15 protein-coding genes are annotated in these 16,108 nt (G+C 62.3%); 9 read left to right on the plus strand and 6 right to left on the minus strand.

Annotation, left to right across the window (positions count from 1 at the left end):
* Window positions 1–5 precede the first annotated feature (5 nt).
* Complete coding sequence (locus tag EXN22_RS15720) at window positions 6–914, plus strand: LysR family transcriptional regulator (protein ID WP_233281740.1); 909 nt, start codon at window positions 6–8, stop codon at window positions 912–914.
* A gap of 12 nt (window positions 915–926) precedes the next feature.
* On the opposite strand, the gene EXN22_RS15725 is transcribed toward EXN22_RS15720, so the two are convergent.
* The 5 genes from EXN22_RS15725 to EXN22_RS15745 form a co-directional block, all read right to left on the minus strand.
* Entirely contained in the window at window positions 927–4,919 is a 3,993-nt protein-coding gene (locus EXN22_RS15725; protein ID WP_130264935.1) for a glycosyltransferase, read from the minus strand.
* A gap of 75 nt (window positions 4,920–4,994) precedes the next feature.
* Window positions 4,995–5,867, minus strand: a complete 873-nt coding sequence (locus tag EXN22_RS15730) for an alpha/beta fold hydrolase (RefSeq protein ID WP_130264936.1) — start codon at window positions 5,865–5,867, stop codon at window positions 4,995–4,997.
* Window positions 5,868–5,884: 17 nt separating this feature from the next.
* Window positions 5,885–6,514, minus strand: a complete 630-nt coding sequence (locus EXN22_RS15735) for a LysE family translocator (RefSeq protein ID WP_177414023.1) — start codon at window positions 6,512–6,514, stop codon at window positions 5,885–5,887.
* A gap of 79 nt (window positions 6,515–6,593) precedes the next feature.
* The gene (locus EXN22_RS15740) at window positions 6,594–7,202 is read right to left on the minus strand and encodes a 2-hydroxychromene-2-carboxylate isomerase (RefSeq protein ID WP_130264938.1); all 609 of its coding nucleotides are present in this window, start codon (window positions 7,200–7,202) and stop codon (window positions 6,594–6,596) included.
* A gap of 35 nt (window positions 7,203–7,237) precedes the next feature.
* The gene (locus EXN22_RS15745; protein WP_130264939.1) at window positions 7,238–7,969 is read right to left on the minus strand and encodes an SDR family oxidoreductase; all 732 of its coding nucleotides are present in this window, start codon (window positions 7,967–7,969) and stop codon (window positions 7,238–7,240) included.
* Window positions 7,970–8,060: 91 nt separating this feature from the next.
* Between EXN22_RS15745 and EXN22_RS15750 the strand changes: the two genes are divergently transcribed.
* Both EXN22_RS15750 and EXN22_RS15755 read left to right on the plus strand, forming a co-directional pair.
* A complete protein-coding gene (locus tag EXN22_RS15750) occupies window positions 8,061–8,615 on the plus strand; it encodes a TetR/AcrR family transcriptional regulator (protein ID WP_130264940.1) in 555 nt (184 codons plus the stop codon).
* Window positions 8,602–9,198: an eCIS core domain-containing protein gene (locus EXN22_RS15755; protein WP_130264941.1), complete on the plus strand. Its 597-nt coding sequence runs from the start codon at window positions 8,602–8,604 to the stop codon at window positions 9,196–9,198. The genes EXN22_RS15750 and EXN22_RS15755 overlap by 14 nt, the downstream gene beginning before the upstream one ends.
* A 1-nt stretch (window position 9,199) precedes the next feature.
* Here the strand turns inward: EXN22_RS15755 and EXN22_RS15760 are convergent, their stop codons facing one another.
* The gene (locus EXN22_RS15760; RefSeq protein WP_130264942.1) at window positions 9,200–9,796 is read right to left on the minus strand and encodes a TetR/AcrR family transcriptional regulator; all 597 of its coding nucleotides are present in this window, start codon (window positions 9,794–9,796) and stop codon (window positions 9,200–9,202) included.
* Between the two features lie 110 nt (window positions 9,797–9,906).
* On the opposite strand from EXN22_RS15760, the gene EXN22_RS15765 reads away from it, so the two are divergent.
* The 6 genes from EXN22_RS15765 (at window position 9,907) to EXN22_RS15790 (ending at window position 16,099) form a co-directional block, all read left to right on the plus strand.
* Window positions 9,907–10,962 carry a sugar phosphate isomerase/epimerase family protein gene (locus tag EXN22_RS15765; RefSeq protein WP_130264943.1) on the plus strand — a complete coding sequence of 352 codons (1,056 nt, stop codon included), beginning with the start codon at window positions 9,907–9,909 and terminating at the stop codon, window positions 10,960–10,962.
* Between the two features lie 28 nt (window positions 10,963–10,990).
* Window positions 10,991–11,857 (plus strand): alpha/beta fold hydrolase, encoded by an 867-nt coding sequence (locus EXN22_RS15770; protein ID WP_130264944.1) that lies wholly within the window; start codon window positions 10,991–10,993, stop codon window positions 11,855–11,857.
* Window positions 11,858–11,947: 90 nt separating this feature from the next.
* Entirely contained in the window at window positions 11,948–12,994 is a 1,047-nt protein-coding gene (locus EXN22_RS15775) for a class I SAM-dependent methyltransferase (protein ID WP_130264945.1), read from the plus strand.
* A gap of 176 nt (window positions 12,995–13,170) precedes the next feature.
* Entirely contained in the window at window positions 13,171–13,761 is a 591-nt protein-coding gene (locus tag EXN22_RS15780) for an amino acid synthesis family protein (RefSeq protein WP_130264946.1), read from the plus strand.
* 26 nt (window positions 13,762–13,787) lie between these two features.
* On the plus strand, window positions 13,788–14,621 hold the full coding sequence (locus tag EXN22_RS15785) for an alpha/beta fold hydrolase (protein ID WP_130264947.1): 834 nt from the start codon (window positions 13,788–13,790) through the stop codon (window positions 14,619–14,621).
* Window positions 14,618–16,099 carry an aldehyde dehydrogenase gene (locus tag EXN22_RS15790; RefSeq protein WP_130264948.1) on the plus strand — a complete coding sequence of 494 codons (1,482 nt, stop codon included), beginning with the start codon at window positions 14,618–14,620 and terminating at the stop codon, window positions 16,097–16,099. The genes EXN22_RS15785 and EXN22_RS15790 overlap by 4 nt, the downstream gene beginning before the upstream one ends.
* Window positions 16,100–16,108 lie beyond the last annotated feature (9 nt).

The raw sequence follows: 16,108 nt of genomic DNA on the forward strand, positions 1-16,108 counted from the left end.
GAACACTGGTGGAAGACCTCAACGACCTGTACTACTTTGCCCAAGTGGTCGATCACGGTGGCTTTGCCCCGGCCGGCCGCGCCCTGGACATGCCCAAGTCCAAGCTCAGCCGGCGCATCGCCGGGCTGGAAGAACGCCTGGGCGTGCGCCTGATCCAGCGCTCGACCCGGCACTTTTCAGTGACCGAGATTGGCCAGGCCTACTACCGCCACTGCGTGGCCATGCTGGTCGAAGCCGAAGGCGCCGCCGAGCTGATCGAGCGCAACCGCGCCGAGCCCCAGGGCATCGTGCGCTTGAGCTGCCCGACGGCGCTGCTGGATTTCTGGGTCGGGGCCATGCTCACCCGCTTCATGGTCCAGTGCCCGCTGGTGCAATTGCACATCGAAAGCACCAACCGCCAGGTCGACCTGATCCAGGAAGGCATCGACATCGCCCTGCGCGTACGCGTGCCGCCACTGGAAAGCAGCGACCTGGTCATGAAGGTGATGGCGCGCAGCACCCAGTACCTGGTGGCGGCGCCGTCCTTGCTCGAACGCTTGCCACAGCGCCCGGTACCTGCGGACCTGAGCGCCCTGCCCAGCCTGCACTGGGGTTACCCGCAGCGCGACTACCACTGGCACCTGCTCGGCCCCGACGGCGCCCGCGCAAGCCTGCGGCACACCCCGCGCCTGGTCACCGATGACCTGGTGGTGTTGCGTCAGGCGGCGGTGGCCGGTGTGGGGGTGGTGCACCTGCCGCAAGTGGTGATCCGCGAAGAGCTCGAGGCCGGGCGGCTGCTGCAAGCCACGCCGAACTGGGCCCCGGAGTGCGGCGTGGTACACGCGGTGTTTGCCTCGCGGCGCGGGCTGCTGCCGTCGGTGCGCAGCTTGCTGGACTTTCTGGCGGCGGAGTTTGAGGCCAGTGATATCGCGTAAGTGACTGCAGACTTAGAGCAAGGGGAATGCCAGGAGACGAGCCGTTTCGCTCATCCAGGCAGGAATATAGCCTTTGCGCGTCTCTCGCAATTCGACAAGTTGTGCACGCCAGTGCTCGTCACTTAGACCGAATCTATGGTCACTGAAAGCGTTCAACAATAGATGCTTGTTACGCACCGAAAATTGCTGGGAGAAGTCCAATTTCTCCCAACACTCCTTGGCACGCTTGACTGATTGCAATGTCGACTCGGAAAACGCCAACAGCCAATGTTGCTCATAGTCCAACGAACGTTGTTTCTGGACATTGCCACCTACAGCGACAGGCCGTCGTGCTTCTTCCTCCATCGAGCCCCCATCCCTTAACCATCGAACATACGCGCCCCCCAAGCGGCCCTCTTCGAAGGAATACCGAAACCTCTCAGGATTGCTTTGAACCAGAAGCTCGTACAGCGCCAGCAGTTCTTCTGACAGCGTCACTGAAGCGTCGAAATTTCCCGCCTCCGCCTCTATGACCATACAGTTCGAGAGTGTATCAGCCAGGACCTTGCCGAATCGCTCAGGTTTGGACTCTGCGAGCGCCCGATTGATCGATAGACTCTCCTTGGTCAGCCGTAATGCTTCCTCTATCTCACCGACATCCGATAGACGCGCAGCGTAAGTCATCAATGTCAGCGCAAAGTTCTGCCGATGCTTCTCGGGCTCGCTCTCCATCAATGCGCGACGCAGCCCCAAGCCCTCTTTATTTGCAGCCAACGCCTTGTGAATATGCCCGTTCATCCCCAGGCACCTGGCGTAGATACTCAAGCTGACGGCCAGATCGTTCTGGTTGGATTTGGAAACAGCTCGTCCAACGCTTCTTGTTAACTGAAGCCCTTCTTGACTCAATTGCAAGGCTTCTTCGGACTTTCCACAATCGGCCAAGCAACTTGCACAGATCCCCAATGTCTTCGAGAGCTCAATGCAATCTTTATTTCCATGCACCGAAATAATCTGCCTACTGAGCCGCAGGGCTTTCTGGGCGCTGGCCAATGCCTCGTCATTTTGACCCTGGACGGTCAGCAACTCCGAATGCAACCTCAAGTGCCAATTCTGCCTCAGGTCATTGTCACGCGAGCCACGAAGCTTTGGTCCGAGCGCAAGTGCTTGCTCAACAACCGCTAATGCTTCGCGTGTCTGCCCATCGTTCTTTAACGCAAAGGTTAAATGCCCAAGAGCTGCTGCGTAATCCTCAATGCTGCGCGAGGTCTCTTTTTTACTCATTTTCTGGAGGCACCGGAGGACTTGGCTCTGCCGCACAGAAATACTCAGTTTGGCCAACGGTACAATGTCGTAGTTCAACCATTGCATCAGCGCACCCGAAGCCTGCGACTGCAATCGAGGAGGTAGCCCCTGATAGGCGCGCTCAACGACCTCAAGCAAAGGACCGGATGTCTCGAGGCAGACTGCAATGCAATCATCGACACATGAAACAAAGTGCCGTCGCAAAACTTCTTCGATTACCGGTAACAGATCTTCGCGTTCGCGCAGCAGACGGGCTACCACTGTCAGGCTGGAACGTCTCAGCGCGTGACTACCGCTAGCCAGTACCTGATCAAGCAGTTCCACTCCACGCGCGCCCAGCAGGCTCTGCGCCACTAACGCCTCACCAATCAGATCAGGTCGCAAGCCTTGCAGGCCCTGATGGTGATCCGGATACAAGGGGGTAAGCATCCGGTAAAGGGACTTGAGTTCAGTTCGCTCGACGTCCGAAACGTCAAGAATGTCTTCCAGCATGCGCTCAGTAGCGATGCCATTGGCCAAAGTGGACAGTGTCATCAATACACTCGCCCGATGAACGACTTCCTCTCCCTGGTCTGCGGTTGCCCCCAGCATCTTGGCCCAGTAACGCCGCTCATGGTTGACCAGTGCTCGCGGCAACGCCTCGGCAGACTTCGGCCGCTCGCCACGCAGGGCCATCAACGCCGCCATCTGGATGTAAAGAGGCCTGGAGAAGTGTGAATCCTCCAGATCCGGTATGTGCTCCGGCGGATGCACTTCCAACTTTTCGGCGAATGCCGCTAAAGCCTGATTGTAAGCCGATTGCCTCGAGTCGGGACTTGCATGGAGTGCCGGCAGAATGAACGGGCCGCTGGTAGCGGGCCCTTCCAGCACGTCTTCACACTGACTGTCTTTGCCGGGCAGCACGTTCCACCATTCGCCCCCGGCGCGGGCTAACAGAAGTAAACGTACTGGCTGAATCTGCGACTTGTCCTTGAGCCCCTTGATCAGGGCAAGCAGAAGCGGCTGGCGGGTCTCGGCGTAGTCGATCACGATCAAACTGGGGGTTGGACTTGCAACCAGGCTCCGAGCCAGCTCCTGCACTTTGTCGGTGTCACACTCACCCGCCAGAAATCCTGCATTCCATCCCTGTAGTTGCATCCGTCGGCACATTTCCAGCGCCATGCGCGTCTTGCCGACACCCCCTGGGCCACAGAGCAAACGCACTTGCAAGGTAAAATCAGATCGCTGTACCCACTCCAACTGCGTTAGCAGAAAGGGTTCACGGTTGGCATCGAAAGGCACGATTGCCTCTTCGGCACGCAAGAGCTGACTGTCGCTCAAGCCCTGTCTCGGCCGCCAGGTTGCCTTGGGTAATACAAAACCAGGCAGGACCTGACTCGCGACCGTCTCGATAGGCGAAGTCGTGTCGGTAGCAAGCGGTGCATTCGGACGCTGTTCATGCGCCTGCACGGGAGCACTCTCCAACACCCAACCCAATGCTTGCCCACAGGACTGCGCGCACTGCGCCCACGAATAAAGGCCGCACAGTTTCTCCCGCAGGCGAAAGGCATCGTGGCGTTTGGACGGGTCATGTGCAATCAGCGTCAGCGCCTTGACCAGCCGTTCGACATCAGTTGCTGAGTGATAAGGCGCCTGCTCACTGCCTTCGACATCCATTGTCGTGACCCAGGACTTGTAAGCCCCGTGTTCAAGCTCTTCGAGCAACTTGTACGCACCACTTTTCACACTCAGCACCAGCGGCACGCCTGCGGCGATCGCCTCCCAGGCTACCAGGCCAAACCCTTCATGCCAGGACGGCATCATTGCAACGGATGAACCTCGCAAGTCGTCGAATAGTACCTGCCGTTGCGCAGTAAAAGGCAGAGGCTGGATGTTGACCACACGCCCCGCTTGCTCCTGTGCGTAACGTCGCAGTTCCGCTTCCGCATCGTCACCGGCGCCTTGCGTGATGTTTTCGAAATCTACGCCACGCAACAACAACTTTGGTTCGTTCTTGCCCTGAAACCTGTTGGGCATTTCCGGTTGTGCGTCTGCTTGACGAATCGCCTGGGAGAACGCTGCAACCCCCAGATGCGCCTGTTTGATTTTCCTTGCGTCAGCACTCAGACGCCCACTCAAGAATCCTTTCAATGTCTTGGGTTCACGCTTGGCAGTGATTTCCGCCAATCCTGGAACCAACATTGGGATCGACTCATGGTCGAGCATGTCGTACAACGCATCGCGTAGCAGCGGGCCAACAGCCATCACCACGTCCGCAGCCTGAAACAACTGCCGTTGTTCATCCTCTTTGGACCTGGCCCGCTGGGCGTTCTCGACAAAGGGCTCATAGCGTTCATAGCTCATATGGTGGATCAATGCCGACCGTCCACCTCGCGCTTTCGACGCTAAGGCAATGGCACCGGTAATGCGGTCATGCCCCAACCAGACGCACCGCGCATCTATCTCAATCCCTGCCGCTGCCAACGCTTGCCAAGCCAGATGCTCGTGGCCGGATGCAAACTGCTTTTGCTCCTCCAGCCCCAGCGAAATCAGCGTTACCTGCTGGGCTGCGGCATCATCGCGCTCCTGCTCACTGGCCCAAAGCACCACACAGACAGTCCGGGCCTGGCGATAGTACAGCGCAGAAAACGCCCCTAGCAGGTCACTATTGAAACTGTTGATCCCACCAAATTGAGGTCCCCAGCGAGTGGCAAAACTGATCAAGGTATCGAGCGCAGGCATCATGCGTAAGTTCTTTCGGTCCAGGATAGGCTGACAAACAATGATGGCATTGTACCTTCATCCTGATCCCGATTCTGATCAACCTAACAGGAACTTTTCCACCCACTCACTGCACGCCGCCGCATCTTCCTGCATAAAACAGTGCCCGCCCGGCACTTGGTTGGCCGTGACCTGAGGGTTGTTGCGAGCCCAACGCTGAACCGACTGCGGCACGAAGGGATAGGTGCTTTCGCCGTAGAGCACCAGGGTCGGGGTGCGTACCTGGGCCAGCGAAGCCCACATGCGCCGCGGGAAGGAGCTGAAGATTTCTACTTCGCGGCTGGGCCGGCACTTGAGCACTACGCCTTCGCCGCAGTCACCAATGGCGTGCTCGATGTAGGACTGCAACGCCGATTCGCTCCAGCCCTTGAAGATCCCCCGGCCCTCCAGCGACGATCGCGCGGCGCTGCGATCGGGCCAGTGGCTGCGGCGGGTGGCGGCCTTGCGGGCCAGGGCATGGCGACGGTGCAGGCCGACCAGTGCCGCAGCACCCATGATGCCCATCATCGAAGAGGTAAAGAGCACCGGGTCGAGCAGTACCGCGCGCTGGAACAGCCGGGGCTGCTGCGCCAGCATCAGGCCGCTGAGCACCCCGCCAAAGCTGTGGCCGACGGCAAAGCGCGGTACTTCACCGTACTCGCCACGCCCCGCTTCGAAAGCCTCGATGGCCAGCGTCGCGGTGCGGTTCCAACCGGCGAACGGCCCGCCATGATCGCTGTCGCCATGGCCCTGGACATCGCACAGCCACAGGTCGAAATGCTCGGCCAGGCGCGCCAGCAACGGCTGGTAGGCCAGGCAGCAAAAGCCGTTGCCATGCAGAAAATGCAGCAACGGCTTGCCACTGGCTGGGGAGCTCCAGCCGCGCAGGGTGAAGCCAGCACTTGTGTCATGGGACCAGGGAATCAACTGCATGTGCCAGCGCACTCACGTCAGGAAAAGCTCGATTCTACAAACAGCAGGGGGTACAGGGATATCACCAGCAACGCCGCCATCAGCAGATTGAACAACATCAACCAGCGCGGGTTCTGCAGTACCGTGCGCAAGGCGCTGCCAAACATCACCCAGACGCAGACACTGGGCAGGTTTACCAGGGCGAACAACGTGGCAATCACGATAACATTAGTGAGGTAACCCTGGGCCGGGGTGTAGGTGGTGATTGCGCCTACAGCCATGACCCAGGCCTTGGGATTGACCCACTGAAAGGCCGCTGCGCCCCAGAAGCCCAGCGGTTTGCGACTGTCGGGGTTACTCACCGACAGAGGCCCGGAAGTGGCGATCTTGTAGGCCAGGTACAGCAAATAAGCGGCGCCGACATAACGCAGCACGGTATAGATCGGTGGGTAGGCTTTGAACACCTCGCCCAGGCCAAAGCCCACCGCCAGGACCATGACCATGAAGCCGACGCTGATGCCCAGCGCATGAGGAATCGAACGACGTACCCCGAAGTTCACCCCGGAGGCCAGCAACATGGTGTTGTTGGGCCCCGGGGTGATCGAGGAGACGAAGGCGAACAGCACGAAGGCGCTGAGCAGGTCCAGTGAGCCGAGCATGGCAGGCATCCAGTTTTTTTATTGGGCTGCACTGACACTAACGGAGTCCTGACCTGCCTCAGCCATACAGTTGCTGAAAATAATGCCGCTACACTTGACTGTCCCGCTTCGCCAGCGCCTCGACCACAAAATCCAGGCGGTCCTGGCCGAAGAACATCTGCTCGCCGACAAAGCAGGTAGGCGCGCCAAACACGCCGCGGCGCACGGCCTCCTCGGTGGCCTCTTTGAGTGCTGCCTTGACCTCGGCCTCAGCGGTCCAGGCCTGATACTGCTCGGGATCGAAACCGGCCGCTTGCAGCACACCCGCCAGCACCTGCACGTCGCCAAGATTGCGTTGCTGTACCCACAGGGCCTGAAACATCGCCCTCAGGTAGGCCTCGAATCGCTCTGGTTGATAGCGCTGCACGGCAACAGTGCCGCGCATCAGGCCCAGGGTGTTGATCGGAAAGCCCGGGGGCAATGCCAAGGTCACGCCATAGCGCTTGGCGTAGCGCTGAAAATCGACAAACACATGCCGGGCCTTGGCCGGCACCATCACCGGCGAGGCATTGCCGGTGGCCTGGAACACCCCGCCCAGCAGCATCGGCCGGTACAGCAGTTGGGCATCCTGTTCATTACACAGTTTCGGTAACTGGGTCCAGGCCAGATAGCTGGCCGGGCTACCCAGATCAAAGAAGAATTCCACGGTCTTGCTCATTGGCAGCAGTTCCTTTGTTGTTATTGGCAGAGGGCTTACCAGCGTTCCATCCACGGCCGCAGGTCGAGCTCGAAGGTCCAGGCATCCCTAGGCTGGTTGTGCAAGAACCAGTAGCTGTCGGCGATGTGCTGCGGGTCGAGAATGCCGTCCTGGTCCTTGAGTGCATAGCGCTCGGGAAAGCTGTCACGAATGAATGCAGTATCGATAGCACCGTCCACCACCACATGGGCGACATGAATATTGCGCGGCCCAAGCTCACGGGCCATGCTCTGGGCCAGGGCGCGAATGCCATGTTTGGCCCCGGCAAAAGCAGCGAACCCGGCAGCGCCGCGCAAACCGGCGGTGGCACCGGTGAACAGGATAGTCCCACGCTCGCGAGTGACCATGCGCCGGGCCACCGCCTGACTGGTCAAGAAGCCGGCGAAACAGGCCATCTCCCAAATCTTGAAGTACTTGCGCGCGGTCTCTTCGAGAATGCTGCAGGGCACGTTGGCGCCGATGTTGAAGACAAAGGCTTCGATCGGGCCGAGGGTGCTTTCGATCTCTTCGACCAACGCCGCCACGTCCTCTTCCTTGCGCGCATCCGACGCAAAACCGTGCGCCTCGCCACCGGCCGCGCGGATCTCGTCCACCAGCGGCTGCAGCTTGTCGGCACTGCGCCGGGTCACGCAGGCGACATAACCCTCGCGGGCAAAACGCCTGGCAATCGCGCCGCCGGTGGCATCGCCGGCCCCAACCACCAGTGCCACCTTCTTGCCTTGAGTCATGTGTCGCCTCCATTGGTAAACGATCATTTAGTAAACGAACGCTATGCTATGATTCAGGCTTCGTCAAGCCAGCCCTGCGGAGCATGTCGGCGTGCGCTATTCCACCACCCACAAACAACAGACTCGGCAAAAACTGCTGGAAAGCAGCGGTGCCCTGGCCAAACGCGGCGGCTTCGCGACCACCGGCGTGGCCGGGCTGATGAAGGCCATCGGCCTGACCGGCGGCGCCTTCTACAACCACTTCCCGTCCAAGGACGACCTGTTCACCGAGGTGGTGCGCCGCGAGCTGTCCAGCAGCCCGATTGCCCAGCAACCCATGAGCCGCGCACGGCTCGAGCGTTGCCTTGACCAGTACCTGAGCATGGCGCATTTGCACAACGTCGAAGGCGGGTGCGCGATCCCCACCCTGGGTGCGGAAATCGCCCGCGCAGAGTTACCGGTGCGCGCTGAAGCCGAACACTGGCTGTGCAGTCTGCAGCACGCCTGGGCGCAGACCCTGGAAGATCCGGAGCTGGCCTGGGCGCTGGTCAGCCAGTGTGTGGGCGCGCTGGTGATTGCCCGCATGCTTGCCAGCGAGCCGCTTCAGCAACAGGTGCTCAAGGCCTCCCGCGACTTCATCACCGGGGCCCTGCATGAAGCCCCTTGAGTCACTGCTGCTGAGCCTGGCCCTGACTGTCCCGCTTGCCGCCCTCGCCGCTTGCCCGGTCGGCCAGTACGAAATCTGCCTGGGCAGTTGCATCTGCTCGCCCATCGACCCCGGCCAGGCCGGTACCGTGCTCGACGACCTCGGGCGCGTGGCCAGCAGTTCCCTGGCCCTGGCCTTGCAGCAAGCGCGCACGACGGCGGCGGCCGGCACGGTACTGCCGATCCCGCTGCACATCCGCGCTCAGCTCGAACCCTTTTACGACTTCCAGGTACTCGATGCGGCGCGCTACAAGGTCGGCGATCAGCAAGCCCTGGACAGCGCCAATGCGCTGCTGCAGAACCCCGACGTCAACGCCGTGACCCTGATCGACATCATCGTCTTTCGCCACCAAGCCGACGCCCAGGACAACGTCGCGCTCTGGGCCCATGAGCTGCAGCATGTGCAGCAGTACCAGCAATGGGGGGTGGAGGAATTCGCCCGGCGCTACTCGCGCGACTTCAACGCCGTCGAAGCCCCGGCCTACGAAATCCAGGCGAAGGTCAGCAAGGCCCTGAGGCAGCGCGCCTCCGGCCAGGCTCGCTGAGTCAGGCGCAGGCGCCGTGTAATGCGCTCAGCGCCGGTTTGATCATCGCCTGCAGGCGCGGTGCGGCAATGCCGTCGCGGGCCTGAATGGCAATGCCGTGCAGCAAGGTGGCAAACAGATCGCCCAGCGCCTCGGGGTCGGCATCAGCCTTGAGCTCGCCACGGCCGTGGGCCTGCTGCAACAGGTCGATGATCGACTGGGTGCGTTGGCGGCGCAGCTCGCTCATCCAGTCGAGGACGCCCGTGATATCCGGCCCGCCGCTGGCGGTCGAGGAGACGGCCAGGCAGCCCCGCGGACCGTCGGCGCGGGTGTAGGTGGCGATGGCATCGGCAAGGATCTGCGCCACCGCCTCACTCACCGGCAAGCTGCGCTGGATAACGCGCTCGGCAAAGCCACCCTGCTCGGCCAGGTACAGCGCCACCACTTCGCGAAACAGTTGTTCCTTGCTGCCGAAGGCTGCGTAGATCCGCGCTGAAGCAATGCCCAGGGCACTGACCAGCAAGGCCATCGACGTGCCTTCATATCCGTATTGCCAGAAGGTCACCAGGGCCTTGTGCAAGGCCTGGTCACGATCGAATTCCCGGGGACGTCCGGCCATGGGTAGTGTGTCCATCCAATCAGTTGCGGCGGATTCTACCTTGCAAAACAGTTGACGCAAGCCCGTTGCCGACCTATTGTTTGTCGATCGACAAACAATAGGAAGTCACCATGCGTACTCTCAAAGGACCCAGCCTGCACCTGGCCCAGTTCAGCGCCGAACAACCGCCGTTCAACAGCCTTGGTGAGATCGCCCGCTGGGCTGCCGGCCATGGCTTCGAAGCCTTGCAGGTGCCGGCCTGGGACCTGCGCCTGTTTGACCTGGAGCTGGCTGCCCGAAGCCAGACCTACTGTGACGAGCTGCGCGGCATGCTGGCCGAACATGGGCTGCAGGTCAGCGAATTGAGCACCCACCTGCTCGGCCAGTTGGTCGCGGTGCACCCGGCCTATGACGCCCTGTGCGACAACTTCGCGCCACCTGCGCTGCACGGCAAACCCAAAGAGCGTACAGCCTGGGCGCTGGAGCAATTGCACCTGGCAATCAAGGCCTCGCAACGCCTGGGCCTGACCGACATGGGCACCTTCTCCGGGTCCCTGGCCTGGCCCTACCTGTTCCCCTTCCCGCAGCGCCCGACAGGCCTGATCGAGGCGGCGTTCGAGGAACTGGCGCGGCGCTGGCGGCCGATCCTCGATGCTTGCGATGAGCACGGCATCAACCTCTGCTACGAGATCCACCCCAGCGAAGACCTGCACGATGGCAGCAGTTTCGAACGCTTCCTTGAGCTGGTGGATGACCACCCACGCTGCAACCTGCTGTTCGACCCCAGCCACTTTGTCCTGCAACAACTGAACTACCTCGACTACCTGGATCTGTACCACTCGCGCATTCGCATGTTTCACGTCAAGGACGCCGAGTTCAATCCGAGCGGCCGCCAGGGTACCTACGGCGGCTACTGCGACTGGAACGATCGGGCCGGGCGTTTTCGCTCGCTGGGCGACGGCCAGGTCGACTTCAAGGCGATCTTTTCCAAGCTGGCGCAGTACGACTTCCCCGGCTGGGCGACGCTGGAATGGGAGTGCTGCCTGAAGGACCAGGAAGCCGGCGCGCGCGAAGGCGCAGCGTTCATCCGTGAGCACATCATCCCGGTAACCACCCGCACCTTCGATGACTTCGCCGGCGCACCGGTCGACCCGCAACAAATCCAGACCCTCCTGGGCCTGGCTTGAATCCCCTGTTCACATGGAGTGCAGCACGATGTCAGCAACCCCCGAACCTCGCTTTGAACACCGCTACCTGAACCTGGAACCCGGCCGCCGCCTGCATTGCGTGCTGGCCGGCAGTGGCCAACCGGTGCTGTTGATCCCCGGCTGGCCGCAGACCTGGTATGCCTGGCGGCACGTGATGAGCGCCCTGGCCCGCCAGGGTTACCAGGCCATCGCCGTCGACCTTCCGGGCACCGGCCTGTCGGACCCGGCCGCCGACGGTCACGACACCGGCAGCATTGCCGCGCTGTTGCACAGGGCCATGGGCCAACTGGGCCATCAGCGCTACCGCCTGGCCGGCCATGACGTCGGCATGTGGGTCGGCTACGCCTTGGCCTGCGACTTCCCCGAAGCGGTCAGCCAACTGGTGCTCAGCGAAGCGGTGATCCCCGGGCTTGCCGAGGCGCCGCCGATCTTTGTCAGCGCCGAGCAGAACATCTTCATCTGGCACTTTCTCTTCAACCAGTTGCAGGACCTGCCCGAGGCCTTGATCAGTGGCCGTGAGGACCGTTACCTGACCTTCATGTTCGAGCGCTGGGCGCACCATGTCGACCGCGTCGCCGTCGACACTTATATCAAGGCCTACAGCAAACCGGGCGGCCTCAGCGGCGGGCTGGCCTACTACCGCTCGATTCGCCAGACCATCGCCCAGAACCAGCAACGCGCCCACCAGCGCCTGCTCATGCCGGTGCTGGCCATAGGCGCCGAGCACGCCACCGCCCAGGTGCCGCTACAGACCCTCAAAGCGCATGCCGAGGATCTGCGCGGTTGTGTCATCGCCGACTGCGGGCACTTTGTCATGGAAGAAGCAGACGAAGCGTTCAGCCAGCACCTGCTGGAGTTTTTCCAGGCGAACTAGACTTAAGGGTTGCCCCATCCACATTGGCCCGAGGTTGCCGGCAATGCTGGCAACCCCGTTGACGTTGGACTTCCTGGAGGAGAACACGCAATGGACGAAGCCAGGCTTAACGATTTCATGGGCAAGCTGGTGTCCGACATGGGCGCCGCCGCGATGCTTGCCAACCTGATCCTCGGCGATGAACTCGGCTTGTACCGGGCCATGGCCGACAGCCAGTTCATCACCCCCGAACAGCTGGCCGACAAGACCGGCTGCAATGCCCGCCTGCTGCGCGAATGGCTGAGCGCCCAGGCGGCCTCCGGTTACATGGAACACAGCGATGGGCGCTTTCGCCTGCCCGAAGAACAGGCCATGGCCCTGGCCATCGAAGACTCACCGGTGTATGCCGCCGGTGGCGCCTCGGTGATCGCCGCGCTGTTTCACGACAAGGACAAACTGGTCGCCGCCATGCGTGGCGATGGCGCCCTGGCCTGGGGCGATCATCACCCCTGCATGTTCAGCGGCACCGAGCGCTTCTTCCGCCCCGGTTACCGTGCCCACCTGGTGGCCGAGTGGCTGCCGACACTGAGCGGTGTGGTCGACAAACTCCAGGCCGGTGCCAAGGTTGCCGACGTCGGCTGTGGTCATGGCGCCTCGACGGTGATTATGGCCCAGGCCTTCCCCGCCTCGCGTTTCAGCGGCTTTGACTACCATGCCCCGTCGATCAGCATCGCCAGCCAGCGTGCCGCCGAAGGCGGTGTGGCCGAACGCACACAGTTCGTCCAGGCCAGCGCCAAGAACTTCCCCGGCAACGACTTCGACCTGATCTGCTATTTCGACTGCCTGCACGACATGGGCGACCCGGTCGGCGCCGCCCGGCATGCCTATGATTCGCTCAAGGCCGACGGCACGGTGTTGCTGGTCGAGCCCTATGCCAACGACACCCTGGATGAAAACAGCACACCGGTCGGGCGGTTGTTCTACGCCGCCTCGACCTTTATCTGTACGCCCAACTCGCTGTCCCAGGAAGTTGGCCTGGGGCTTGGCGCCCAGGCTGGCGAGGCGCGGCTGCGCGCGGTGTTTGAAGAGGCCGGGTTCAAGCGCTTTCGTCGGGCGACCGAGACGCCGTTCAATCTGATTCTTGAAGCGCGCAAGTAATCGCTGATCGCGGGGCAAGCCCGCTCCTACCGGCCCGTAGGAGCGGGCTTGCCCCGCGATGCTTTTTTACCTCCCACCCGTCCCCCGAGCAGAGAAATTTGCAGGAAGCCCTTGCGCGTCAAATATTATGGTATACCATCAGACAGCAAGACCAATACCCTGAACCGGAGCAGCCCATGAGTTTCGAAATCCGCAAGATCGTCACCTACAGCGAACAAACCCTGATTGAAGGCGGCAAGGCTAGCGCCAAGCCTGTAACCATGGTCGGCCTGGCGGTGGTGATCAAGAACCCATGGCTGGGTCGCGGCTTTGTCGACGACTTGAAACCCGAGATCCGTGCCCACTGCTCGGATCTGGGGGCGCAAATGGTTGAGCGCCTGTGCACAGCCATCGGTGGCGCCGACAAGATCCAGGCCTACGGCAAAGCAGCCGTGGTCGGCGCCGACGGCGAGATCGAACACGCCTCGGCGGTGATCCACACCCTGCGTTTTGGCAACCACTACCGCGAAGCGGTCCAGGCCAAGAGCTACCTGAGCTTCACCAACAAGCGTGGCGGACCGGGCACCTCGATCCAGATCCCGATGATGCACAAGGACGACGAAGGCCTGCGCTCGCACTACATCACCCTGGAAATGCAGATCGAAGACGCCCCGCGCGCCGACGAAATCGTCGTGGTGCTCGGTTGCGCCGACGGTGGCCGCCTGCACCCGCGCATCGGCAACCGCTACATCGACCTGGAAGAGCTGGCCGCTGAAAAAGCGCACTAACAATAATGACGCCCCAGGAGTGAGCGATGATGCAGCCTGCTGCTGAACGCACCCCGGCCGGCACCAGTTACCTGGCGACCGGCCAAGGCCAACCCGTGGTGTTGATCCACGGCGTGGGCCTGAACAAAGAAATGTGGGGCGGGCAGATCGTCGGCCTGGCCAGCAACTACCAAGTGATTGCCTACGACATGCTCGGCCATGGCCAGAGCCCGCGTCCGGCCGCAGGCACCGGCCTGCCCGGCTATGCCGCGCAATTACTCGAATTGCTCGAACACTTGCAAGTGCCCCAGGCAACCATCATCGGTTTTTCCATGGGCGGCCTGGTGGCCCGCGCCTTCGCCCTGCACTACCCGCAGCGCCTTGCCGCGCTGGTGGTGCTCAACAGCGTGTTCAACCGCAGCGCCGAACAGCGCGCCGGGGTCATTGCACGCACCGCTCAAGCCGCCGAGCACGGCCCCGACGCCAACGCCGAAGCGGCCCTGGCGCGCTGGTTCAGCCGCGAATACCAGGCGGCCAACCCGGCGCAGATCGCCGCTATTCGCCAGACCCTGGCCAGCAACGATCCGCAGGGTTACCTGACCACCTACCAGCTGTTCGCCACCCAGGACATGTACCGCGCCGACGACCTGGGCAGCATCCAGGTACCGACCCTGATCGCCACCGGCGAATGGGACCTGGGTTCGACCCCGGACATGAGCTTGCAACTGGCCCGGCGCATTCCCGGGGCCCAGAGCGTGGTGCTGGCCGAGCAACGGCATATGATGCCGGTAGAGTCGCCGCGCCTGGTCAACCAGATGCTCCTGGACTTTCTCGGGCACGCCCGAACCCTCTCCGATTCAGCCAAGGGGATCGTCGCATGACACTTGTACCCTTCCAGATGTGCATCGATGGCCAATGGCGCGATGCCTTGAGCGGCAAGACCTTCGACAGCCTCGACCCGTCCACCGCGCAGGCCTGGGCGCAACTGCCCGATGCTGATGAAGCCGATGTCGAACTTGCCGTGCAGGCCGCGCAACGCGCTTTCGAAAGCACCGCCTGGCGCGGCATCACTGCCACTGCCCGTGGCAAGCTGCTGCGCCGCCTCGGCGACCTGATCAGCGACAACAAGGAACGTCTGGCCCAGCTGGAGAGCCGCGACAACGGCAAGCTGATCCGCGAGACCCGCGGCCAGGTCGGTTATCTGCCGGAGTTCTTCCACTACACCGCAGGCCTTGCCGACAAGCTCGAAGGCGGCACCCTGCCGCTGGACAAGCCCGAGCTGTTTGCCTACACCGTGCACGAACCGATCGGCGTGGTGGCAGCGATCATCCCCTGGAACAGCCCGCTGTACCTGACCGCGATCAAGCTGGCGCCCGCGCTTGCGGCCGGCAACACCATCGTCATCAAGCCGTCCGAGCATGCTTCGGCGACCATCCTTGAGCTGGCCCGCCTGGCCCTTGAAGCCGGCTTCCCGGCCGGGGTGGTCAATGTCGTCACAGGTTTTGGCCCAAGCACCGGCGCCGCCCTGACCCGCCACCCGCTGGTGCGCAAGATCGCCTTTACCGGCGGCGCCGCCACGGCCCGCCATGTGGTGCGCAGCAGCGCGGAGAACTTCGCCAAGCTGTCGCTGGAGCTGGGCGGCAAGTCGCCGAACATCATCTTCGCCGACGCCGACCTGGACAGCGCCATCAATGGCGCGGTGGCCGGCATCTACGCCGCCTCCGGGCAGAGCTGCGTGGCCGGCTCGCGGCTGCTGGTGCAAGACGAGATCTTCGATGAGTTCGTCGAGCGCCTGATCGAACGGGCCAAGCGGATCAAGATCGGCAACCCGCAAGATGAAAGCAGCGAAATGGGCCCGATGGCCACCGCCCAGCAACTGGCGGTGGTCGAAAGCCTGGTGGCGGCGGCCAAGGCCGAGGGCGCGACCCTGCGCCTGGGCGGCCAGCGCGCCGAGGTCGAAGGCGATGGCTGGTACTACCAGCCGACCCTGTTCGAATGTGACAGCCACTCGCTGAAAATCATGCAGGAGGAAGTCTTTGGGCCGGTGGCGGCAGTGATCCGCTTCAAGACCGAAGCCCAGGCGCTGGTCATGGCCAACGACTCGCAGTTTGGTCTGGCCGCCGGCATCTGGACCCGCGACCTGGGCCGCGCCCATCGCCTGGCCCGGGATGTGCGCTCGGGGATCATCTGGGTCAACACCTACCGCGCGGTGTCGGCCATGGCGCCGATCGGCGGCTTCAAGAACAGCGGCTATGGCCGTGAAAGCGGCATCGATTCGGTGCTGGCCTATACCGAGCTGAAAACGGTGTGGATCAACCTCTCCACCGCCCCCATGCCCGACCCCTTTGTCATGCGTTAGGAGCGCCCG

The sequence above is a fragment of the Pseudomonas tructae genome (assembly GCF_004214895.1).
Lineage (GTDB): Bacteria > Pseudomonadota > Gammaproteobacteria > Pseudomonadales > Pseudomonadaceae > Aquipseudomonas > Aquipseudomonas tructae.

What these genes read in the sequence shown, in the direction of transcription:
- EXN22_RS15725 (WP_130264935.1), bottom strand. Translation starts at nt 4,919, where the DNA reads ATGATGCCTGCGCTCGATACCTTGATCAGTTTTGCCACTCGCTGGGGA.
- EXN22_RS15730 (WP_130264936.1), bottom strand. Translation starts at nt 5,867, where the DNA reads ATGCAGTTGATTCCCTGGTCCCATGACACAAGTGCTGGCTTCACCCTG.
- EXN22_RS15735 (WP_177414023.1), bottom strand. Translation starts at nt 6,514, where the DNA reads ATGCCTGCCATGCTCGGCTCACTGGACCTGCTCAGCGCCTTCGTGCTG.
- EXN22_RS15740 (WP_130264938.1), bottom strand. Translation starts at nt 7,202, where the DNA reads ATGAGCAAGACCGTGGAATTCTTCTTTGATCTGGGTAGCCCGGCCAGC.
- EXN22_RS15745 (WP_130264939.1), bottom strand. Translation starts at nt 7,969, where the DNA reads ATGACTCAAGGCAAGAAGGTGGCACTGGTGGTTGGGGCCGGCGATGCC.
- EXN22_RS15755 (WP_130264941.1), top strand. Translation starts at nt 8,602, where the DNA reads ATGAAGCCCCTTGAGTCACTGCTGCTGAGCCTGGCCCTGACTGTCCCG.
- EXN22_RS15760 (WP_130264942.1), bottom strand. Translation starts at nt 9,796, where the DNA reads ATGGCCGGACGTCCCCGGGAATTCGATCGTGACCAGGCCTTGCACAAG.
- EXN22_RS15765 (WP_130264943.1), top strand. Translation starts at nt 9,907, where the DNA reads ATGCGTACTCTCAAAGGACCCAGCCTGCACCTGGCCCAGTTCAGCGCC.
- EXN22_RS15770 (WP_130264944.1), top strand. Translation starts at nt 10,991, where the DNA reads ATGTCAGCAACCCCCGAACCTCGCTTTGAACACCGCTACCTGAACCTG.
- EXN22_RS15775 (WP_130264945.1), top strand. Translation starts at nt 11,948, where the DNA reads ATGGACGAAGCCAGGCTTAACGATTTCATGGGCAAGCTGGTGTCCGAC.
- EXN22_RS15780 (WP_130264946.1), top strand. Translation starts at nt 13,171, where the DNA reads ATGAGTTTCGAAATCCGCAAGATCGTCACCTACAGCGAACAAACCCTG.
- EXN22_RS15785 (WP_130264947.1), top strand. Translation starts at nt 13,788, where the DNA reads ATGATGCAGCCTGCTGCTGAACGCACCCCGGCCGGCACCAGTTACCTG.
- EXN22_RS15790 (WP_130264948.1), top strand. Translation starts at nt 14,618, where the DNA reads ATGACACTTGTACCCTTCCAGATGTGCATCGATGGCCAATGGCGCGAT.